The following is a 19,958-nucleotide window of genomic DNA, read 5'->3' on the forward strand; positions in this document are numbered from 1 at the left end:
AAAACCGTTCAGACCGGTGCGGAAGCTTCTGCGCGCTTTCCCATCTTCGCCGCGGTCCGTACGATTGCGAGAACGTCACGCCGAAGCTGGTCGTCTTCGATTAGAGCGTAAGCCTGAAGCAACTCGATCGCGCCATGCGCGCTCAGGAAGCCGAACACCTCGGATTGTGTCCCTCCCGCATCGTCTTCCTCGAAGAACGCCGAAACCGGAACTTCCAGGAGACGGGAGATCTCACGGAGTCGGCCAGCGCCAACCCGATTCTGTCCCTTCTCGTATTTCTGAACTTGCTGGAAGGTCACTCCGACGGCGGTCCCGAGGGCAGTCTGACTGAGGCCACGAGCCTTTCGTAGGGCCGTGATCCGTAACCCAACCAGGCGGTCGACGTCGGTAGTTTGCTTGGGCATCATCACTCGTTTCAGTGCTCAATACGGTCGTGGCCGGTTGTGTTGATCTCCGCAACCGACGCGTCATCATCATTATGCCGCATCTGGTACGTTCGAAAGTTAAAAGACGGTGAAGCCGCAGTCTCGACGGCCTGCCCGTGGAGGGAAGGGATTTCTGGAAACGGCCAAGGAATCACGAGAGAAACCCTGGATCCAACGTGGGTGGAATCAGCTTGACCACAAACCGGGCAAGGATGGCAAGAGTGACTGTAAACTTGCCGCCACAAACTAAGGACAGCCCGATTCCGCCTGACGATAACGAAACGGAATCGCGCTTATCTCCACCCAATTTATGACAGTAAATGCTCCATTCCAATACGGAATAATGATATGTTTTCCATCATTTTCAAATCGGTATGTCGCGGCATAGAATGCCGTGCGGACGGCCGGCCGCCCCTCGCCCCCGGCCCTGCGAAGAAGGTGCTCCATGTTCATCGCTATGAATCGCTTCAAGGTTGTTCCTGACGCAACGACAGAATTCGAACAGGTCTGGCTCGGGCGGGACAGTCAACTCGGCGAGATGGACGGCTTCGTCGAATTTCAGCTGCTTCGCGGCCCGGCCTACGAGGATCATGTGCTGTATGCGTCGCATACCGTCTGGGCTTCCAAATCGGCGTTCGAGGCCTGGACCCGGTCGGAGCAGTTCCGCAAGGCGCATAGCCGCGCACCGACGACGAAGCCACTCTATCTCGGCCATCCGCAATTCGAGGGCTTTGAGCCGATTCAGACCCTGAGCAAGACACAGGACGACTCGTCGCCGGAGCGGCATTCCGAAGCGGTGGTCTGATCGCCCGCGCCATCCGGCGGCATCATCGGTTCATACCATCCGACGGGGATGCCACCACGCTTCGAGGCCGGCATACCGGCCGTCCCCTGTTTCGCGCAGTCTCAAACGGCCACGATGACGTCGCCGCGTCGCCCCGCGAGCGCAGCGACCACCCGCCGGCCGAACGCCGTGTCGGGGAGGCCGGCCCTGAGGCCGAGATACAGTTCGTTCCATCCAAAGCGGCAGTCGATATCCGGGATCTCGACGAAGCGGTCGAGTTCACCCAGCATCGCCTCAGCGAAGTCGTCGGCGCTCATCATCGATTCGACCGCATCGAGGAGGCCGTATTCCTCTAGGAAACCGCCATTCAAGTTAATGAGACCGTCCCGGTGCCGGATCAGCGCGAAATAGACGCCGAAGTCGATCATGGCTCGGTCGCGCCACCCGGTCTCGGCGATGTATGTCTTCATCATCACATTGGTGGTGTAGGTCTCATGCTCGCCATCCCGCCTGGCGAGATAGCCTCGAAAGACGTCGTGTGCGTCCGGGTCGAGGCGCAGCAGGGCCAGCATGGCCGCGGCGAGCGCGCCGTGGCTTTCCTTCGGTCCCCAGATCTGACGATACAAGCCCCTGGCTTCCACGGCGCGCGGATGCACGTCGAGATAGGTCGTCAGGAGTTCCCGTAGCATCGGGACGACCGCGATACGGTCGCGGGAGACGCGTGCGAAGAAGGCCGTTTCCGTCATCGCCCGGCCGCCGACCACGAAGGACAGTTCCAGGACGTCGGTCTGCAGCAGATCGGCCAATCGCTCGCGGATGTCGTGGGTGAGACGGCGTAGACCCTCGGCGACAGCGGCCTGTGAGAACGCCTCGACGACCACCACGTGGGGGCGGTTCCACCGCGCCATGAAGCGCCGGACCGCGGCCTCTTTCGGGCCCGACCAGACCGAGGCCCGGAACCCGTCTTCGTCCTGCGAGATCGATCGGACCGGAACGTCGCTGGCGCACCAGTCTCGCTGGATGCGGACGGCATCCGGAAAGGCCTGGATCTCCACATGCTCGGCATGCGCCGCATCGGCGATATCCGCCAGAATCTTGGTTCCGTGGAAGCGTTGGAAGTCGAAGACGGGCGAGAGCGAGCCGTCCAGGCCGATCCGCTGAAACTCGGCCCGCTTGTCCCAGAAATGGCCATACTGGACCCAGAACGCCGTCTCGCTCGGCTCCCAAACCACAGTCCGCATCACCAGCGGGGGCTCGGGCGTCATGCGTGCCACGATCGTCCGAGCGAGGCCCAGGGGCGTCGTCCTCCAGAGTTCGAGGGCCTGTCCGACACGGCGCCGTCCATCCGCGACGGCGTCCCGGTGCGGCGAGTGCGCGCCGACGGAGCCGTCATGGACCATCGGCTCGGAGGAAGAGGGCGTCACGGCATACCGGCCGCTCGGACTGAACCACCACGGCTTCGCCTCATCCGGTATGGGCTCGCATCGCACTGTCCCCTCAGAAGGATCGAGCCGGTACAGACCGTACCGCGATCCCGGCGGGCCGGATTCGAACCCGACGAACGCCAATAGGCCGGACGGATCCCGGAACGGGTCACCCTGGATCGTGAGGGCAGTCGGCTCGCCGGGTTGCGGACAGAACTCACCGCCCCCCGCCAGTCGCCCCCCGTCCTGGCCAACCGTCCATTCCAGACCGTCTCCCTCAGCGATGATCGCGAGGTCCGTCGCACGTCGAACCTGAAGGGGGTGGAGATAACGCTGATCGTCGAGGGGCTGCTTGTTGTTGTACAGGACGATCCATCCACAATCGGCGGGTACGAAAATGCGACGGAGGCGATCCGTCCCGGTCGCTTGCCGCGCGATCTCCCTGTCGAGCCGCCAGTCGATGAGACAGATCTCTCCATCGTCTGACAGGCAGACGAGGCGGTCCGGGCCGACGAGCGCCGCGTCACGGATCGATCCGTCCGCAAATGGCAGGACCATGCGCCATGTGCCGCCGTCTTCCACGGCCGCAACGGCGTTGTACCGGTGATGGGTTCCTGAAAGCGTCACGCGCGGCATGAAAGCTCCCTCGGCAGGTCACGGAACGAATCCAGGCCTTTCGCCATAGTGGCCGGCCAAGCTTTCGGACAGCATCGAGGAGAGATTTGGGCGGCACCGGCGGGTCCGAGGTTTGCGCTTTGGACAGGCATGAGGATGGCCAGGGGGGACAACGTCCCATTCTGGCACAGGCCACGTCTCACTCCGGTACACAGCGCCCCAGATGTTCCAGCAACGTCTTCCCGAAATCTACCCTAGCCTGCCCTCCGCGCGCGACACGCGACGCGACGCCTGGGCGGCCGTCCTTCCGCGGCGGTGGCGCGGTGCGATCCGCTTCGGACTGTCCACGGCTCTGGCCGTCTCCGACCTCGCTGCGATCATCGTCACCGCCTACCTCGTGGAGGCGATTTATTACGAGTTCGCCTTCGACCAGCAGATCGCCACGGGCATGACCGGGAGTTTCCAGCTGGCGGGCCTCGTGGCCGTCTTCGTCCTCCTGACCAACCTCGTCCGGGAGGAGTACAATATCGAGACGCAGCTGACCCGCGGCGTTCACCGCCGCCGCATGGCGAGTCTCTGGCTCGCCGCATGGGGGATCGTGCTCGTCGTCGGCTTCGCCACCAAGACCACGAACGACTTCTCGCGCGCGGTGGCGATCGGCTTCTTCCTCGCGGGCTTACCGGCCCTGTACCTGTCCCGTCTCGTCATTCTGGGCCTCGTCCGGCGGACGACGAGCCCCGCCTCGCCATCGATCAGTCGGATCCACCTCGTCGGTTTCGAAGAGGACATTGCCAGCTTCCACGCCAACAACGATGCCCAGGCCCTGAATCTCCGGGTCATCGGGACCAGCTACCTGCGTCGCGTGGATTCGCGGGAGGATGCGTCGGTGCGGCAGGCACAGATGTCGGAAGACCTCGACCTCGCGGTCTCGGTCGTCCGATTCCTGCGGCCGGACGACGTCTTCATCCTGGTCCCCTGGACGGATGCGGCCGACATCGAGCGCTGCGTCGACGCGTTCCTGCGTGTCCCGGCCGCACTCCACCTCCGTCCCGGATCGGTGATGGACCGCTTTCCCGATCTCAAACTCGCGCGGGTGGGACGGTTGTCGGGGATCAATATCGGCCGCCCGCCGCTCACCTTTGGCGAAATCGCCCTGAAGCGCGGCCTCGACGTCGTCCTGTCCACCATCGCGCTCGTGCTGCTGGCGCCGCTCCTCGCGTCCATTGCCCTGCTGATCAAGCTCGACAGCCCGGGCCCGGTCTTCTTCCGCCAGCGCCGCTACGGCTTCAACCAGCAGGCCTTCGGCGTGTTCAAGTTCCGCAGCATGAAGACCGAGCAGAACGCCGTCTTCCGGCAGGCGACCCGCAACGATTCGCGGATCACCCGGATCGGCGCCATCCTGCGGCGGACGAATCTCGACGAGCTGCCCCAGCTCATCAACGTCCTTCTGGGGGAAATGTCCCTGGTGGGTCCGCGGCCCCATGCCCTCGCCCATGACCGCAGCTTCGAACGGCGGATTGCGCAATATGCCCGTCGCCACAACGTGATGCCCGGCATCACCGGCTGGGCTCAGGTCAACGGCCTGCGCGGCGAGACCCTCACCGATCTCGACATGGAGCGGCGCGTCAACCACGACCTGCATTACATCGACAACTGGTCGGTCTGGCTCGACCTCCAGATCATGATCCAGACCATCGCCTCGCGGCGGGCCTATCGCAACGCGCGCTGAACCTCGCGAACCGACTCGCCTACGGGCTCGGTTCGTGTCCGAGGCAGGCGCCGCACTCACCCTCCACTTCGAGGATCCGGCTCGACGGCTTGAAGCCGGCTTTCGCCAAGGTTTTGTCGAGCTGATCGTCCACCTCCGGCGAGGTCGTCTCGTCGATGCTGCCGCATGTACGGCAGATCAGGAAGACGAGGCCGACTCCGTCGCCATGCTGGTGCCCGCAGGAAACGAACGCGTTCCGGCTGGCAATGCGGTGAACGAGACCGTTCTCCGTGAGGAAGTCGAGGGCACGGTAGACCGAGACGGCGGCGACCCGGCGTCCCTGACCGCTCAGCCGCTCCGCGATGTCGTAGGCGCCCAGCGGCTTGGACTCGGTTGCCACCGCTTCGAGGACGTCCCGCCGCAGCCGCGTGAACTGTAGATCGCGGTCGGCGCAGAGACGCTCCGCGCGTGCGAGCGCATCCGTGGCGTTGCCACAGCAGGCGCCGTGATCGTGGACGGCACTATGGTCGTGCACGCCATCCTCCCCTGATCGCCGGTCGATGTGGTCCGGCACGTTGAACTGATGCGATGTTACAGTGTATCAGCACCAGAGATAGTTCGCCGCTCCCGTTCGGACAAATCCGCCCCTTCCTGGTACCCGAACCGCTGTGACGCGTCCTCCCCAGATCAAACCCTCCCCCCGTCGCTCCCTGTTCCAGGCCGGCGCCGCCTCGCGGCTGATCATCGCCGCCATCCTGTCCGGGCTGGTCTGGGGGGCGATCCTCTGGGCCATGGGATAACGATGACACATGCCCTCATCGGGGATGCCCCCGTTCAGCCCGGCGCCATCGCCTTGCGTGGATTGACGCTCGGCTACGACCGACATCCCGCCGTTCACCATCTCGACGGGACGATCCCCGCCGGAGCCCTCATGGCCCTCGTCGGCCCCAACGGCGCCGGCAAATCGACGCTGCTGAAGGGGATCATCGGAGAGATCCGTTGCCTCGACGGCCGGATCGACCGGCCCGGCGGCGCCGATACCATCGCCTACCTGCCCCAGGCCGGCGAGATCGACCGCAGCTTTCCCCTGAGCGTCCTCGACCTCGTGGCGATGGGCCGCTGGCGCCGCCTCGGCTTCTGGCGCAGCGCGCTCCCCGATCGCCGGACGCTGGTCCGTGCTCTCTCCGCGGTCGGTCTCCTCGGTTTCGAGGACCGGCTGATCGGCACCCTGTCGGGCGGCCAGTTCCAGCGCGCCCTGTTCGCGCGCCTCATCGTGCAGGACGCCCGCATCATCCTCCTCGACGAGCCGTTCACCGGGATCGACGGACGCACCACCGCCGACCTGATCGCCCTGATCCGCGGTTGGCACGGGGAGGGCCGCACCATCGTCGCCGCCCTTCACGACCTGCATCAGGTCAAGGCGCATTTCCCGACGACGCTGCTTCTGGCCCGCGAGCCGGTGGCCTGGGGCGACACGGGGACGGTGCTGACCCGGGAGAATCTCGCGCGTGCCCAGGCCCTGTCCGAGGCCTGGGACGAGGACGCCGCCATCTGCGGGCGCGGCGATGGTCATCATCATGCACCGCCCCCTTCCGACGGAGGGGATCGGCACGATCACGGTCATGACCATGCCCATGGTCACACCCACGACCATCGTCACGACCACGGACACGCCGCGTGATCGATCTCCTGTTCGGGCCCTTCATCGAGTTCGGCTTCATGCGCCGGGCGCTGGCCGGCTGCTTCGCCCTCTCGCTCTCGGCCCCGCCGGTGGGAGTCTTCCTCATGCTCCGGCGCATGAGCCTGATGAGCGACGCCATGAGCCACGCGATCCTGCCCGGCGCCGCAATCGGTTTCCTGGTCGCCGGACTGTCGCTGCCGGCCATGACCATCGGCGGGCTCGCCGCCGGACTGTTCGTGGCGCTACTCGCCGGCATCGTCACCCGCACGACCTCAATCAAGGAGGATGCGAGTCTCGCCGCCTTCTACCTGATCTCGCTGGCGGCCGGCGTGCTGCTCGTGTCCCTGCGCGGCTCCCAGATCGATCTCCTGCACATCCTGTTCGGGACGGTGCTGGCCCTCGACGACCCGGCGCTGATGCTCCTCGGCGGAATCGCCACGGTGACGCTGTTCGCCCTCGCCGCGCTCTATCGCCCCCTCGTGATGGAATGTGTCGACCCGCTGTTCCTGCGCACGGTGAGCCGTGCCGGCGGGCCGGTGCATTACGCCTTCCTCGGCCTCGTGGTGATGAACCTCGTGGGAGGCTTCCAGGCCCTCGGGACGCTGCTTGCGGTGGGACTGATGCTGCTGCCGGCGATCACCGCGCGGTTCTGGGCGGCAGATCTGTCGGGACTGATCCCCATGGCGATGGTGGTGGCAATGGTGTCGAGCTTTGCCGGACTCACCGCTTCGTATCGCGCCGACCTGCCCACGGGGCCTGCGATCGTGCTGGCGGCGGGAAGCCTCTACGTCGTCTCGCTCCTGTTCGGACCGAGGGGCGGCCTCGTCTGGCGCCTGTTCAGGCCGCGCCACCTCGAAGCCTGAGAGGCTACACTCTGAACAGGCTCATGAGGCCCGAGACGATGGCGTAGATGAAGCCGGCGTTCAGAAGCACGCCGATGACACCGACGCCGAGCCCCATGACCACGAGCAGACCATCGCGCTCGACGAGGCCGAGACCGACGAGGCAGATCGCGAGGCCGAGGGGGATCTGTCCTACCAGGGGCGCCGCCACGACGAGGGCCAGGGACAGGGTGAGGAGGATCAGCCCCACCGTCCGCAGGCCGATCCCGGTCTCGAACAGGCTCATGCGCGGACGCGACCAGCGTTCCAGACGGCGAAGCAGCGGCACCGCGCGCTTGGCGGCCCGCTCCACGTCGCTGCGGGCGATGGACCGGCGCAGGAGGGCGCGGGGCAGCCACGGCGACGACATTCCCGCCGTGATCTGGACCGCGACGAGCAACAGCAGCAAGCCGCAGACGAGCGGTATCGGCGGCGGCATCGGCAGGCAGTTCGGCAGGCCGAGGATGACGATGAGCAGGGCGAAGGCACGGTCCTTGAGCACCGCGACGATGTCGCCGATGGTCAAGCGATCCGTCTCCTGTGCCGCGAGCACCGTGAGAACTTCGGACGTTCGAGCAGCTGGTGACAAGAAAACTCGGCCTTTGGCGACGGTCCTGCCGCGGGCTCTATCCTAGTCACCGCGCGACGCCAACCGAATCAGCGCGGACCTCCATGCGGCATGGCGGGTCCACCGTCGCGAACAACGTTCGACCACGCCGGGCACTGCGCCATCTCCACCGCCCATTTCAGGTTAGACCCTTACATCTTGAAGTATCACGATATCGGTACATGGCGAGACTTCGGGCCTATACCGATACAACCAGACCGTCTTTACACACAAACCACAGTCTCATCTCGACTCGACAGTACAACTTCCCATATGAGTCCGTACACTCGTTCTTCGGCAGGCCGGGGCATGAATGGACGTGGGAGGACCGGCGAAATCGACGATCGGATCACTTCCTTCGGGTCGTCCGACACTTATGTGCTGTGTCACACTCTGCTTTGGCCTCGTCTTCGGCCCGGCGCGAGCGGAAGAGGGCTCCGTCTCGGCATTGATCTTCGGCAGCCTCGATGCCGGAGCGTCGTCCTTCGTCACGGGTGGCGCGAAGATCGCGTTTGACGGGCGTGATCGGGACGGTTTCGCCATCCTGGCCAGTGGCGGCGGCGGCGCGAGGGTCGAGCGCGGCCCGTCGATACGGGGCATCTCCACGAGCCAGACCCGCCTGACGGCCCTCGGAGCGGTCCTCGCCGGATACCAATGGTTCGATGAATGGGGCGTCGTCGCCGCTTTTGCGGGGCCTGAAGCAAGCATCGAGGTGGAGCAGAGCGTCCTTGGCACACTGGTCGTGCCCGTCCGCTACGGTCTCAGGTTGCACGGGGAAGTGTGGGCACGGCCTACTGAGAAAACTCTCCTGACCGCCACCGCGATCCTCGGCTCCACGCGCCAGAGCGCCTGGATCCGCCTTGCCTGGGGTTACGACGTGTTCGGTGCCTATCTCGGCCCGGAGGCTGCCCTCTACGTGGATGGGACCGGCTATTCCAAGCTCGGGATCGGCGTCCACGCCACCGACTTTCGTATCGGCGACGTGAGCTTCCGCGCATCCCTCGGCTACCAGACAGAGACCGACGGCGGGGGAAGCCCCTACGTCACCCTCGGTGTCTGGCAACCCTGGTGAGAATCACGGCGGTGTCGCGCGCATTTCCGGGCCGGCGAGAAAGCGTGCGGCATCGGACGTGATCTCGTCCCGCCGCTTTGACCCCAGCCCGTCGAGGGTGCGGTAAGGCATGGCCAGCCTTGGGTTTCCGGCCAAGCGCTCCGCATTCTCGATGAGGAAGTTCCAGTAGAGGTAGTTGAAGGGACAGGCGCCCTCGCCGGACTTGGCCGCCACATCATAGGCGCAGCCCCGGCAGTAATCCGACATCCGGTTGATGTAGGCACCGGAGGCCGCATACGGCTTCGAGCCCATCACGCCGCCATCCGCCCACAGGACCATGCCATGGACATTGGGCAGTTCCACCCATTCGTAGGCATCGGCATAAACGACGAGATACCATTCCTCCACCTGCGCCGGTTCGAGGCCGGCCAGCAGGGCGAAGTTGCCCGTCACCATCAGCCGCTGGATGTGATGGGCGTAGGCATGGGTGCGGGTATCGGCGACGCATTGCGCGAGGCAGTTCATGCGCGTCTCGCCAGACCAGTAGAACCACGGCAGGTCGCGCGTGGCGGCGAGGGCGTTGGTCTCGGCATAGGCCGGCATCCTGGCCCAATAGAGCCCCCGGACGTATTCGCGCCATCCGAGGATCTGGCGGATGAAACCCTCGACGCAGTTGAGCGGGGCCGCCCCCTCGTCATAGGCGCGGGCCGCCGCCCGGCAGACCTCCTCCGCGGTGAGCAGGCCCGCATTGAGCGCGGGGGAGAGGAGGGCATGGTAGAGGAAGGGTGCACCCGTCTTCATCGCGTCCTGGTAATCGCCGAAACCCGGCAGGCACTCGTCCAGGAAATGCTTCAGGGCGTTCAGGGCGTCGGTGCGGGTCACCGGCCAGCGGAATGCGTCGAGATCCCCGAAATGGTCGGCGAAGCGGTTCGATACGAGGGCGATGACCTCGGACGTGATCGCATCGTGCGCAAAGCCGGGGCGTTCCGGGGAGCGGTGCCCGCGCGGCAGCTTCTTGCGGTTGTCGTGATCGTAGTTCCACTGGCCGCCCACCGGCTCGCCGTCCTTCATCAGCAGACCGGTGCGCTTCCTCATGCCGCGGTAGAAGGTCTCCATCCGTAAGGCGTGCCGCCCCTCGGCCCAGCAGGCGAAATCCGCGCGTGGACAGAGGAAGTGGTTGTCGTCGCGGATCTCGACGGGCACAGGCAGGTCGTCGCGCCATCCCTGCATCATCGCCCAGACGCGCCACTCGCCGGGCTCGGTGACGACGATCCTGTCGGGCTGGTGTCGGGCGGCGGCCCGACGGAGTTCCCCGGTGAACGAGCCGGTATTGCCGGCTGCGTCGAGGCGGACGTAGTCGACGGTGACCCCCTCGGCCTCAAGATCGGCCGCGAAATGACGCATGGCCGCGAGCAGAAAGGCGATCTTCTGCTTGTGGTGGCGGACATAGGTCGCCTCCTCCTGCACCTCCACCATGAGCACGATGTCGGAGTGCGGGTCGAGATCGGTGAGGGAGGAGACGCGCCGGTGAAGCTGGTCGCCGAGGACGAAGCGGAGAATGCGCGGCGACGTCACCCCTTGGTCCGTAGCGTCGAGCGACCACCATCCGCACCGATGATCTGCCCGGTGATCCAGCCGGCTTCCGCCGAGACGAGGAAGGCGGCGAGCGCACCGATATCGTCCGGCGTGCCCAGCCGCTGCAGGGCGTGCATGGACGCGATTCCGGAGGCCAGCGTCTCGTTGCCGGTGATGGCGGCGGCGAGCGGCGTGCGCGTCAGCGAGGGGGCGACCACGTTGATCCGAATCTGAGGGCTGAGTTCGGCAGCGAGGGACAAGGCCAGCCCCTCCACGGCACCCTTGGCCATGGCGACCGAGGCATGGGCCGCGAACCCCTGCGCCACCGCCACGGTGGAGAACAGGACGACGCCTGCACCTGCCTCGCCCGCCCCTGCCTTGAGCGCCGGCGCCGCGGCCTGGAGGGCCAGGAGAGCGCCAAGCGCGTTGAGCTTGAAATCCGTCACCGCGTCGTCGGCGGTCAGCTTCGCCAGCGGCTTCAGGTTGATGGTGCCGACCGCATAGACGAGCCCGGCCAAGGTGTCGCCAGCCTCCTGCGTCACCGTCGCGAAATGGGCGGGATCCGTGACGTCGCCTGCGGTGAAGGTGGTTTCCCCGAGGTCGGCGGCGGCCTCCTCGAGCCGGCCGGCATCGCGCGCCGCCAGATGCAGCGGGATCCCGCGCTTGCGCAGGGCCCGCGCCGTGGCCATCCCGATGCCGCCGGTTCCGCCGTAGATCACAACCCGATTCATGACCGCTCCCATTCCGTGCCGGATCGGTTAGGTAAGGCGGATCATGCTGCCGTGGAGCCTGTGAGGGCCCATCCGTAGAGTCGCACGCCTCGCCACCACGCCCGGGGACCTTCATGAAGTTTGCCTTCGCCGGCATCGATTTCCTCGGCGGCGTGTTCGAAGCGCTGGTGGAATCCGGATGGACGCCGATCAAGCTGTTCACCCGGCCCTGCGACGGGCTCTACGACCACAACGAGACCGTCGTGGCCCAGAGCCGCCGGCACCGCATCCCGATGCAGCTCTCGCGGATCAAGCTCGCGGATCTCGACGCCCTGGCGCAGGCCCACGGGACGGACTGGGCCTTGGTGGTAGCGGGTTACCCCTGGCTCATCCGAGGCTGGCGCAACCGGGCCGGTTATGCCCTGAACTTCCACCCTTCGCCGCTGCCGGTCGGACGCGGCCCCTACCCCCTGTTCAAGGCGATCACCGACGCACGCTCCGACTGGGGCGTGACCGCGCACGTGCTGGCCGAGGAGGGATTCGATACGGGCGACATCCTCGCGCAGGAAACCTTCGCCATGGCGCCGCAGGAGACCCACGAGACCCTGCTCGCCAAATGCCAGATCGCCGCCCGGCGGCTGGCCTCGGGACCGATCGCGCGCGACCTGCCGGGGCGCTGGAGGGCGGCCCAGGCCCAGGGCGAGGGCTCCTATTGGCCCCGCGTGACGGATGCGGACAGAACCCTCGATTTCCGCTCCGATGTGGAGGCGATCCTGCGGCGGATGCGAGCCTTCGGCACCATCGAGACCATCGCGCGCCTCGGCGACAACCGCGTTTTCGTCGCGGCGGCGGAAGGCTGGCGCGAGCCGCACCGCCACTCGCCGGGGACGATCGTGCACCGCTACCGCCGCCACGTGGTCGTCGCCGCCCGCGACGGCTTCATCCAGATCACCCGCTGGAGCCCGGTCGCCGTCGCGGATGCCGGGCAGCTTGGCCGATAGGACGAGGCTCCCATGCCGCGCATGCGCAAGAAGTCGGATCTGCCCACCAAGGTCTGCGCCGCCTGCGGCAAGCCCTTCGCCTGGCGCAAGAGATGGGAACGGGTCTGGGACGAGGTCCGCTACTGTTCCGACCGGTGCCGGAACGAGGCGAAGCGGCCGGGCAAGGCCTCCTGATCAGGCGCGGGCGGCATCGATCAGGGCGGCCTGGGTATCGATATCGAGAGTGACGGCCGCGTCCATCTCGAGTTCCACGACATCCGTCCGCGCCGCGAGGAGACGGCCGGCGCCCTGATCTCCGCCGAGCGACGTCAGATCGCGCGCGAGGAGCGCGCGATTCAGGAGGACCGGGTTTCCGCGTGCGCCGCGATGGACCGGCACGATGGCGGCCGGCGCCGGGTCGGCGGCCACGAAAGAGGCGGCCAGGGTGGCCAAGTGGGCAGGGCGGATACGCGGCATGTCGCCGAGCATCACGATGATTGCGGTGGGCTCCGGCAAGGCGTCGAGCCCGCAGCGCAGGGAGGTGGACATGCCCTCGGCATAGGCCGGATTGTCGACCATCCGCAGGTCGAGGCCGGCGAGCGCCTGCCGGACCGCAGCGCCATGCGCCCCGAGAACCACCGCCACCGGCCCGAGATTCGCCGCGACCGCGCACTCGGCCGCGTGGCGGACGAGCGGCTTGCCATCGAGGAGCCCGAGCATCTTCGCGGCCTCGCCGAAACGCGTCCCACGGCCGGCGGCGAGGAGGACGATGCCGATGGGATCAGGCATCGTCCGACACGCCCTCGCCAGGCGCGCTGTCCTGGCCCGATCGGGGCTGGGGCCGGGTCACGATCTCCATGAGCAGACCGCCGACACCGAGCCCGACGATGTCGGCGCGGCTCACCACGAGGCCGGCGAGGAGGCGGTGGAGAACCCAGTCGAACCCGTTCTCGGCGGGCGAGCGCGCGCAGCCCGGCGCACCGATGACCGGGACCTCGCTGAAACGGCCGACGAGCAGAAGGTTGCCCGGATCGACGGGCATGCCGAAATGCTCCACCGCCCCGCCCGCCGCCTCGATGCCGGCGGGGATGACGTCGCGCCGGTCGGCGATGGCGGAAGCGCCGAACACCACGACGAGATCGCATCCGTCGCGGTCGACGGCCTCGCGGATGGCATTAGCCACCGCACCGGCCTCGTGCGGCACCCGAAGGTCGGAGGCGATTTCCGCCCCGGTCGGCCCGAGCCGGCGCTCGAGGTTGCGCAGGGTCTTGGCAACGGTGGCCTCCTTGAGCCCCGGCAGCAGGGTGGAGACGACACCGACCCGGAAGCGGCGATAGGGCATGACCGTGAGGGGCGCCGGCGTCGCGATCCCGCAGGCGCGGTCGAGGCCGGCGCCGGACACGGCATAGGGAATGATCTTGACCGTTGCCACCATCTCGCCGGGGACCACCGGGCGGAAAGGCGGCAGGGTCGCGAGCGTGATCGCCTCGTCCACGGCGTTTACCGCGTCGATGACGGAACGGTCGACCATGAGAAGGCCCGCCACCTCCGCCTGAAGGTTGCAGCGGCCGGTGAAGGCGGGACCGGTGGAGAGACCCGCCCCCGCCACACGACCGGCGAGACGGGCGGCGGCCTCGTCCTCGCCGACATCACCGGTCTCCAGGGTCACCGCCACCACGCTGTCGAGGCCGGCCTCGGCGAGACGACGCGCGTCCTCGCCCCGGATCGGCCGCCCCTTGCGGACGATCACATCGTCGGCCCGAAGGGTATGGGCGGCGATGAGCCCCGCGGCCCGCGCGATCGCGACCGAACCGAACTTCACGCGGGAACTCCGCCCTTGGCGGCGCGCGGACCGCCGCCGCGCAGGGTGGAGACGATCTGCGCCAGGATGGCGACGGCGATCTCGGCCGGGCTCACGGCGCCGATATCGAGGCCGATCGGAGCTGCGATCCGCCCGATCCGTTCAGGCGAGAGGCCGGCCTCGGACAGGCGCTCGACCCGCGCGGCATGGGTCTTCCGCGAGCCGAGGGCGCCCACATAGAAGCAGTCGGCCTTCAAGGCCGCGATCAGTGCGGGATCGTCGATTTTCGGATCGTGCGTCAGGGCGGCGACGGCGCAATAGCGGTCGAGGGGCGGCACGGGGCCGGCCAGGGCCTCGTCGGGCCACAGCGGCACCAGGGGAACTTCGGGAAAGCGTTCGGGCGTGGCGAAGGCCGTCCGCGGGTCGATGACGCTCACGGACAGGTCGACCGCCGCCGCCATCGGACACAGCGCCTGACTGATATGCACCGCCCCGATCAGGACGAGCCGCACGGGCGGCACCTGCACGGTGAGGAAGAACTGCCGCCCCTCCGCCTCGACGAGGCCGCTCCTCCCCGAGGCGAGGCGCCGCGCCAGGATATCGGCCAGGGGATCGGCGTGAATCTCGGCTTCGCGGACCACGCGCTGGCTGCCGTCATCGAGATCGGTGACGAGCAGCACGGCGCGGCGCGCCGCACGCTCGACATTGAGGGTCCGGAGGGAATCGAGCTTCATGGCGCCGCTTCAGTCGATGCGTTCGACGAAGACGCGGATGCGCCCGCCGCAGGAGAGGCCGACCCGCCAGGCGGTCTCGTCGGCGACGCCGAACTCGATCACCCGTGGCCGTCCGTCGGCGATGGCGTCCAGCGCCTCGGTGATGACGGCCCCCTCGACGCACCCCCCCGAGACCGAACCGAGGAAGTTGCCGCCCTCGTCGACCACGAGGTGGCTACCCACCGGGCGGGGCGCGGAGCCCCAGGTCTCGACCACGGTGGCGAGTGCCACGCCACGCCCGCCGCGGCGCCACGCCTCGGCGGCGTTCAGGATATCGGTTTCGGTGGAGAGCATGGGACACTCCGCGCGCTGCGCGTATTCAGGCATGACGGCACTGACGCAACGCCGCCTCGGGGAGATAGGCTCCGGTGCCCACGGCGCAATGCGCTGGCGAGGCCCATGCCATTCCCGGCTGCCTTGCCCAGTCCCCGAAGCGTGCCAAGCGGCACGCTGGGATCACGGTATGGGGCGACGACCCGCGTCGTTCCGGCCGCGCCAAGGCCGTCGGACCGCGCTATGAAGGCTGAAACGGCTCCTCGCCGACCATCCGGGCCTCGCACATGAGACGTATCCTCCCCGCGGTCGCCGTACCGCTCCTCGCCGCGCTGGCCGTCGCCCCATCCGGCGCCGTCGCTCAAAGCCCGTCCCAGGCGCCGGTCCGGATCGGCCTCTCGCTTCCTCTCACTGGGCCGGATGCCACGTTCGGGCAGGGGCTCCGGGCGGGAGCCGAACAGGCGGTGGCGGATCTCAACCGCGCGGCCGGTTCATCGGGCCGCAAGCTCGCCCTCGTGGTGGCCGACGATGCCGGCGACGGCAAGCAGGGGCTCGCGGTCGCGCGGAAGTTCATCGCCGATCGGGTTCCTCTCGTTGTCGGGCCCTTCAACGCCACCGTGGCGGCGTCGGTCCTGCCGGTCTACGAGGAGGCGGGGATCGTCGCGGTGACGCCCGGCATCGCCTGGCCCGCCTTGACGACGCGCGGGGCCTGGAACGTCTTCCGTATCGGCGGCAGCGACGCCGAGCAGGGGCCGATCGCGGCCGCCTATCTCCTCGGGCGTTTCCGGGGGCGGCGGATCGGCTTCGTTCACGACAAGAGCACGTTCGGGCGCGGCCTCGTCGACGACGTCGCCCGCATCCTCAAGGCGAACGGGCAAGCGGAGACGGCGTTCGAGAGCCTCAACCGCGGCGACAAGGACCTGTCGTCCCTCGTCGCCCGCCTGAAACGTGCGCAGGTCGAGGTCATCTATTTCGGCGGCCTCGCGCCCGAAGCCGGACAGCTCATCCGCTCCCTGCGCGAGGCGGGCCTCGCCATCCCCCTCGTGGGCAGCGACGGGTTGCTGGACAAGGACTTCGTCACGGGGGCCGGCCCCGGCGCCGAGGGGACGGTGATGACCCTCCTGCCGGAGCCGCGAAAGCTGCCCGAATCCAAGGTCGTGGCGGCCAGGCCGAGGACGCCGGAGGCCGACATGGTCGCGGCGCAGGGCTATGCGGCGGTGGAGATCCTCAGACAGGCCGTGGAGCAGGCGAAGTCGAGCGAGGGCCGCAAGGTCGCGGACGTCCTGCATGCCGGCGCACCGCTCAGGACCGCCATCGGCGAGATCGCGTTCGACGCCAAGGGGCAGTCCAAGGCGCCCGGCTACGTGCTGCAGGTCTGGAGGAAGACGCCGGACGGCCGCATCGATTACGCCGGCAACGCCGTGACGCCCTGAGACGGGCGGCTCCCGTATCGCCGCCGGCTCGTGAGAACCGTACGCGACACGGAGGGCACTCGATACCGAGCGGTGCCGATCCCGACCGATGGTCGTCCTCCGTGCGTTCGGCGCACGCCCGCCGCCGCGCGGTCGCGCGGGCGGACGACGACGAGGTCTCTTCATCGTCGTCCGGCATGAGCCGCCGGGACCGGGCAGTTGAGGCACCGGCGACACTTTCGGGCATCAGGACAGCAGGTGATTTTCTATCGACGGGATAGCGTTCCCGGCGGTAAAAGCTTGCTTACGGGACGCGCGAACATTATGTCATGCCGACGCTCGCCGGTGTTGCGCATCCGATGGGATCGGACCCGCCGCCCGCAGCGTTTTGCCGAACGGCTATGTTTTTGGTGTCCCGGAATGCCCCGTTCTGGCGTTCCGGCTGGAGAGTGTGGATGGCGAAAGAAGAGTTGATGCAGTTCGACGGTCTCGTGATCGAGATCCTGCCGGACGCACGCTACCGCGTGCAGCTCGACCAGGGCCACGAGATCGTGGCCTACACGGCCGGCAAGATGAAGAAGAACCGCATCAAGACTCTGGCCGGCGACCGCGTCACCGTCGAGATGTCCCCCTACGATCTCGAGAAGGGCCGCCTCGTGTTCCGCCACAAGGACGAGCGCTCCTCCGGCCCGCGCCCGCCGATCCGCGGACAGTTCCGCCGCCGCTGAGCGAGAGTGCTGACGGACATCGTGTCTGTCCGCTAGGAACTGAGGATCTTCACGAAGGCAGCGCCAGCGCCGAAGAACGCGGCTCCGGCAGCCATGTCGGACAGCGCGATCTGCCACGGTGAGTGCGGTCGGGTTGCTCTTCGAGATCGGGCGTCAGCGGGCTTGCGGCGTCGGCCATCCGGTGGCTCCTTCTTCACGCGACCACCCCATCAACATCGTCGCAGCACCAGCGCGGATCAAGCCGCGATGGTGAGTTGGGCGTCTACTTCCCGAACCGCTCGAATTTCGGGAAGCTACGGGTCATCAGCGTGCCGGCCTCGGCCCGGTGGCCCATCCACTTTTCCAGCAGGGCCGCGTTGGCGAGCCGCTCCTGGCCGGCGCTGTCGCGCCAGGGCAGACCCTCGGCGAGGGTGAAGACATGGGCGTCGGTGAGCGTGCTCTGGCGGCAGCGCTGGAGGCGCACGCCCTTGCCGCGCGACAGTTCCGGCAGTTCGGAGAGCGGGAAGACCAGCAACAGCCGGTCGGCGCTGGAGACCGCGACATGGTCACCGCTGCTCGCGGTCACGAGCAAGATGGCCCGGGCCGGCTCGTCGAGCCCCATGATGCCCTTGCCCTTTCGGGTATTGGCCACCAGCGCGTCGGCGGGGGCGAGGAAGCCGCGTCCGTCCGAACCCGCCACCAGAAGCTTGCCGCCCGGCTGATACGGCAGGGCGGCGACGATCTCGGCGCCGTCGTCGAAATCCACCATCAGCCGGATCGGGTCGCCGAAGCCGCGCCCGCCCGGAAGCTTCGCCGCTTCGAGGGTGAACACCTTGCCATTGGAAGCGAGCACGAGGATCTTGGCGGTGGTCTCGCTGAGGAAGGAGATCTTGAGGGCGTCGTCGCCCTTGAAGGCCACGCCCGACAGATCGGCGACATGCCCTTTGAGGGCGCGGATCCAGCCCTTGGCCGAGACGATGACGGTGATCGGCTCGCGCTCCACCATGGCGGAGGTGAAGTCGATCCCGGCGGTATCGGGCGGGTTCTCCAGGGTGGTGCGGCGGGCACCGAGCTTCGTCTCGGGACCGAAAGCCTTCTTCACCGCCCGGATCTGCTTGGTAATGTCCGACCATTGCATCTTCTCGGAGCCGAGCAGCTCTTCCAGCCCGTCCTTCTCCCTGGTCAGCGTGTCGAGCTCGCGCTTCAGCTCCATCTCCTCCAGCTTGCGCAGGGAGCGCAGGCGGGTATCGAGGATGGCGTTGGCCTGGATTTCGGTGAGTTCGAACCGCTTCATCAGGGAGGGTTTCGGCTCGTCTTCCTCGCGGATGATGCGGATCACCTCGTCGAGATCGAGATAGACGATGAGCAGGCCGCAGAGGATTTCAAGGCGGCGCTCGATCTGCGCGAGGCGGTGGCGCGAGCGGCGCTGGAGCACGACACGGCGATGGTCGAGCCATTCGCGCAGGGCCTCGGCCAACCCGATCACGCGCGGGACGAGACCGCCCACCAGAACGTTCATATTGAGGGGGATGCGGGCTTCGAGCTCGGTGAGCCGGAACACCGATTCCATCAGGATCACCGGGTCGACGCTGCGCGAGCGCGGCTCCAGTACGACGCGGACGTCCTCGGCCGATTCGTCGCGCACGTCGGCCAGCAGCGGCAGCTTCTTCTCCTGCAGGAGTTCCGCCAGCTTCTCGATGAGCCGGGCCTTGGGAATGCCGTAGGGGATCTCGGTGACGACGATGGTCCAGGTGCCGCGCCCCGTATCCTCCTTCGTCCAGCGTGCCCTCACGCGAAAGCTGCCGCGGCCGGTGCGGTAGGCCTCGGCGATCGACTCGGCGCTGTCGATGAGAATGCCTCCGGTGGGGAAATCCGGCCCCTTCACGAAGGTGAGGAGCTGGGCCGAGGTCGCCTCGCGATGGCCGATGAGATAGAGCGCCGCGTCGCAGAGTTCGGCGGCGTTGTGGGGCGGGATCGAGGTGGCCATGCCCACCGCGATGCCCTGGGATCCGTTGGCGAGCAGGTTCGGGAAGGCCGCCGGCAGGACGATGGGCTCGTCCTTCTCGCCATTGTAGGAGGGCCGGAAATCGACCGTGTCCTCGTCGATCCCGTCGAGCAGGAGGCGCGCGACCTCCGTCAGCCGCGCCTCGGTGTAGCGGTAGGCGGCGGGGCCGTCGCCGTCGATGTTGCCGAAATTGCCCTGCCCGTCCACCAACGGATAGCGCTGGGCGAAGTCCTGGCTGAGGCGCACGAGGGCGTCGTAGATCGCCTGGTCGCCATGGGGATGGAAATCACCCATCACGTCGCCGACGATCTTCGCGCATTTCTTGAAGGCGGTGTTCGGGTCGAGCCGGAGCAGCCGCATGCCGTAGAGGATGCGGCGATGGACGGGTTTGAGCCCGTCGCGGGCGTCGGGCAGGGCCCGGTTCATGATGGTGGAGAGCGCATAGGCGAGATAGCGCTCTTCCAGCGCCGACTTCAGCTCGACGCTCTCGATGCCGTCGGATCCCGATGGCGGATCGAAGGGCTGGCCCATGACGAACTCCCGGGC

21 protein-coding genes are annotated in these 19,958 nt (G+C 67.5%); 10 read left to right on the forward strand and 11 right to left on the reverse strand.

The features are described from left to right. Positions 1-8: 8 nt before the first annotated feature. Positions 9-407: a helix-turn-helix domain-containing protein gene (locus MKK51_RS14585; protein ID WP_243978231.1), complete on the reverse strand. Its 399-nt coding sequence runs from the start codon at positions 405-407 to the stop codon at positions 9-11. Between the two features lie 463 nt (positions 408-870). Here MKK51_RS14585 and MKK51_RS14590 point away from each other — a divergent pair, with 463 nt between their 5' ends. Continuing rightward, positions 871-1,230: an antibiotic biosynthesis monooxygenase family protein gene (locus tag MKK51_RS14590; protein WP_243978233.1), complete on the forward strand. Its 360-nt coding sequence runs from the start codon at positions 871-873 to the stop codon at positions 1,228-1,230. Between the two features lie 101 nt (positions 1,231-1,331). On the opposite strand, the gene MKK51_RS14595 is transcribed toward MKK51_RS14590, so the two are convergent. After that, positions 1,332-3,269, reverse strand: a complete 1,938-nt coding sequence (locus MKK51_RS14595) for a hypothetical protein (protein WP_243978235.1) — start codon at positions 3,267-3,269, stop codon at positions 1,332-1,334. A gap of 202 nt (positions 3,270-3,471) precedes the next feature. Here MKK51_RS14595 and MKK51_RS14600 point away from each other — a divergent pair, with 202 nt between their 5' ends. Continuing rightward, positions 3,472-4,977, forward strand: a complete 1,506-nt coding sequence (locus tag MKK51_RS14600) for an exopolysaccharide biosynthesis polyprenyl glycosylphosphotransferase (protein WP_243978254.1) — start codon at positions 3,472-3,474, stop codon at positions 4,975-4,977. Positions 4,978-4,996: 19 nt separating this feature from the next. Here MKK51_RS14600 and MKK51_RS14605 read toward each other — a convergent pair whose 3' ends face one another. Next, positions 4,997-5,491, reverse strand: a complete 495-nt coding sequence (locus MKK51_RS14605) for a Fur family transcriptional regulator (RefSeq protein WP_243978257.1) — start codon at positions 5,489-5,491, stop codon at positions 4,997-4,999. Positions 5,492-5,624: 133 nt separating this feature from the next. Here MKK51_RS14605 and MKK51_RS27205 point away from each other — a divergent pair, with 133 nt between their 5' ends. The 3 genes from MKK51_RS27205 to MKK51_RS14615 are packed head-to-tail and all read left to right on the forward strand — an operon-like array spanning position 5,625 to position 7,500. Next, on the forward strand, positions 5,625-5,756 hold the full coding sequence (locus MKK51_RS27205; protein WP_279601138.1) for a hypothetical protein: 132 nt from the start codon (positions 5,625-5,627) through the stop codon (positions 5,754-5,756). Positions 5,757-5,758: 2 nt separating this feature from the next. After that, positions 5,759-6,637, forward strand: coding sequence for a metal ABC transporter ATP-binding protein (locus tag MKK51_RS14610; protein ID WP_243978259.1), 879 nt, complete (start codon positions 5,759-5,761; stop codon positions 6,635-6,637). Positions 6,638-6,675: 38 nt separating this feature from the next. Then, positions 6,676-7,500 carry a metal ABC transporter permease gene (locus tag MKK51_RS14615; protein WP_243978646.1) on the forward strand — a complete coding sequence of 275 codons (825 nt, stop codon included), beginning with the start codon at positions 6,676-6,678 and terminating at the stop codon, positions 7,498-7,500. Positions 7,501-7,504: 4 nt separating this feature from the next. On the opposite strand, the gene MKK51_RS14620 is transcribed toward MKK51_RS14615, so the two are convergent. Beyond that, positions 7,505-8,107 carry an exopolysaccharide biosynthesis protein gene (locus tag MKK51_RS14620; RefSeq protein ID WP_279601139.1) on the reverse strand — a complete coding sequence of 201 codons (603 nt, stop codon included), beginning with the start codon at positions 8,105-8,107 and terminating at the stop codon, positions 7,505-7,507. Between the two features lie 394 nt (positions 8,108-8,501). Between MKK51_RS14620 and bcsS the strand changes: the two genes are divergently transcribed. Next, a complete protein-coding gene (bcsS, locus tag MKK51_RS14625) occupies positions 8,502-9,197 on the forward strand; it encodes a cellulose biosynthesis protein BcsS (RefSeq protein WP_243978262.1) in 696 nt (231 codons plus the stop codon). A gap of 3 nt (positions 9,198-9,200) precedes the next feature. On the opposite strand, the gene MKK51_RS14630 is transcribed toward bcsS, so the two are convergent. Both MKK51_RS14630 and MKK51_RS14635 read right to left on the reverse strand, forming a co-directional pair. Continuing rightward, positions 9,201-10,751 carry a cryptochrome/photolyase family protein gene (locus MKK51_RS14630; protein WP_243978264.1) on the reverse strand — a complete coding sequence of 517 codons (1,551 nt, stop codon included), beginning with the start codon at positions 10,749-10,751 and terminating at the stop codon, positions 9,201-9,203. Continuing rightward, complete coding sequence (locus MKK51_RS14635) at positions 10,748-11,482, reverse strand: SDR family NAD(P)-dependent oxidoreductase (protein ID WP_243978266.1); 735 nt, start codon at positions 11,480-11,482, stop codon at positions 10,748-10,750. The genes MKK51_RS14630 and MKK51_RS14635 overlap by 4 nt, the downstream gene beginning before the upstream one ends. 113 nt (positions 11,483-11,595) lie before the next feature. On the opposite strand from MKK51_RS14635, the gene MKK51_RS14640 reads away from it, so the two are divergent. Further along, positions 11,596-12,462, forward strand: coding sequence for a formyltransferase family protein (locus tag MKK51_RS14640; RefSeq protein WP_243978268.1), 867 nt, complete (start codon positions 11,596-11,598; stop codon positions 12,460-12,462). 12 nt (positions 12,463-12,474) lie between these two features. After that, entirely contained in the window at positions 12,475-12,636 is a 162-nt protein-coding gene (locus tag MKK51_RS14645) for a DUF2256 domain-containing protein (RefSeq protein ID WP_243978269.1), read from the forward strand. On the opposite strand, the gene MKK51_RS14650 is transcribed toward MKK51_RS14645, so the two are convergent. The 4 genes from MKK51_RS14650 to MKK51_RS14665 are packed head-to-tail and all read right to left on the reverse strand — an operon-like array spanning position 12,637 to position 15,309. Then, the gene (locus MKK51_RS14650) at positions 12,637-13,230 is read right to left on the reverse strand and encodes an NTP transferase domain-containing protein (RefSeq protein WP_243978271.1); all 594 of its coding nucleotides are present in this window, start codon (positions 13,228-13,230) and stop codon (positions 12,637-12,639) included. Beyond that, the gene (locus MKK51_RS14655; protein ID WP_243978273.1) at positions 13,223-14,263 is read right to left on the reverse strand and encodes a molybdopterin-binding protein; all 1,041 of its coding nucleotides are present in this window, start codon (positions 14,261-14,263) and stop codon (positions 13,223-13,225) included. Before MKK51_RS14655 ends, MKK51_RS14650 begins: the two co-directional genes overlap by 8 nt. After that, complete coding sequence (locus tag MKK51_RS14660; RefSeq protein ID WP_243978274.1) at positions 14,260-14,976, reverse strand: XdhC family protein; 717 nt, start codon at positions 14,974-14,976, stop codon at positions 14,260-14,262. The genes MKK51_RS14655 and MKK51_RS14660 overlap by 4 nt, the downstream gene beginning before the upstream one ends. Before the next feature lie 9 nt (positions 14,977-14,985). Further along, entirely contained in the window at positions 14,986-15,309 is a 324-nt protein-coding gene (locus MKK51_RS14665) for an XdhC family protein (protein WP_243978276.1), read from the reverse strand. Between the two features lie 266 nt (positions 15,310-15,575). Here MKK51_RS14665 and MKK51_RS14670 point away from each other — a divergent pair, with 266 nt between their 5' ends. Together MKK51_RS14670 and infA are read left to right on the forward strand one after the other, a co-directional pair. After that, a complete protein-coding gene (locus tag MKK51_RS14670) occupies positions 15,576-16,721 on the forward strand; it encodes a branched-chain amino acid ABC transporter substrate-binding protein (protein WP_243978277.1) in 1,146 nt (381 codons plus the stop codon). Positions 16,722-17,155: 434 nt separating this feature from the next. After that, on the forward strand, positions 17,156-17,428 hold the full coding sequence (gene infA / locus MKK51_RS14675; RefSeq protein WP_018045296.1) for a translation initiation factor IF-1: 273 nt from the start codon (positions 17,156-17,158) through the stop codon (positions 17,426-17,428). 262 nt (positions 17,429-17,690) lie between these two features. Here infA and parC read toward each other — a convergent pair whose 3' ends face one another. Then, positions 17,691-19,943, reverse strand: a complete 2,253-nt coding sequence (gene parC / locus MKK51_RS14680; protein WP_243978279.1) for a DNA topoisomerase IV subunit A — start codon at positions 19,941-19,943, stop codon at positions 17,691-17,693. Positions 19,944-19,958: the final 15 nt, after the last annotated feature.

Source organism: Methylobacterium sp. E-045 (genome assembly GCF_022829685.1).
Taxonomy (GTDB): domain Bacteria; phylum Pseudomonadota; class Alphaproteobacteria; order Rhizobiales; family Beijerinckiaceae; genus Methylobacterium.

What these genes read in the sequence shown, in the direction of transcription:
- MKK51_RS14585 (WP_243978231.1), bottom strand. Translation starts at nt 407, where the DNA reads ATGATGCCCAAGCAAACTACCGACGTCGACCGCCTGGTTGGGTTACGG.
- MKK51_RS14590 (WP_243978233.1), top strand. Translation starts at nt 871, where the DNA reads ATGTTCATCGCTATGAATCGCTTCAAGGTTGTTCCTGACGCAACGACA.
- MKK51_RS14595 (WP_243978235.1), bottom strand. Translation starts at nt 3,269, where the DNA reads ATGCCGCGCGTGACGCTTTCAGGAACCCATCACCGGTACAACGCCGTT.
- MKK51_RS14600 (WP_243978254.1), top strand. Translation starts at nt 3,472, where the DNA reads ATGTTCCAGCAACGTCTTCCCGAAATCTACCCTAGCCTGCCCTCCGCG.
- MKK51_RS14610 (WP_243978259.1), top strand. Translation starts at nt 5,759, where the DNA reads ATGACACATGCCCTCATCGGGGATGCCCCCGTTCAGCCCGGCGCCATC.
- MKK51_RS14615 (WP_243978646.1), top strand. Translation starts at nt 6,676, where the DNA reads ATGCGCCGGGCGCTGGCCGGCTGCTTCGCCCTCTCGCTCTCGGCCCCG.
- bcsS (WP_243978262.1), top strand. Translation starts at nt 8,502, where the DNA reads ATGTGCTGTGTCACACTCTGCTTTGGCCTCGTCTTCGGCCCGGCGCGA.
- MKK51_RS14635 (WP_243978266.1), bottom strand. Translation starts at nt 11,482, where the DNA reads ATGAATCGGGTTGTGATCTACGGCGGAACCGGCGGCATCGGGATGGCC.
- MKK51_RS14640 (WP_243978268.1), top strand. Translation starts at nt 11,596, where the DNA reads ATGAAGTTTGCCTTCGCCGGCATCGATTTCCTCGGCGGCGTGTTCGAA.
- MKK51_RS14645 (WP_243978269.1), top strand. Translation starts at nt 12,475, where the DNA reads ATGCCGCGCATGCGCAAGAAGTCGGATCTGCCCACCAAGGTCTGCGCC.
- MKK51_RS14650 (WP_243978271.1), bottom strand. Translation starts at nt 13,230, where the DNA reads ATGCCTGATCCCATCGGCATCGTCCTCCTCGCCGCCGGCCGTGGGACG.
- MKK51_RS14660 (WP_243978274.1), bottom strand. Translation starts at nt 14,976, where the DNA reads ATGAAGCTCGATTCCCTCCGGACCCTCAATGTCGAGCGTGCGGCGCGC.
- MKK51_RS14665 (WP_243978276.1), bottom strand. Translation starts at nt 15,309, where the DNA reads ATGCTCTCCACCGAAACCGATATCCTGAACGCCGCCGAGGCGTGGCGC.
- MKK51_RS14670 (WP_243978277.1), top strand. Translation starts at nt 15,576, where the DNA reads ATGAGACGTATCCTCCCCGCGGTCGCCGTACCGCTCCTCGCCGCGCTG.
- infA (WP_018045296.1), top strand. Translation starts at nt 17,156, where the DNA reads ATGGCGAAAGAAGAGTTGATGCAGTTCGACGGTCTCGTGATCGAGATC.
- parC (WP_243978279.1), bottom strand. Translation starts at nt 19,943, where the DNA reads ATGGGCCAGCCCTTCGATCCGCCATCGGGATCCGACGGCATCGAGAGC.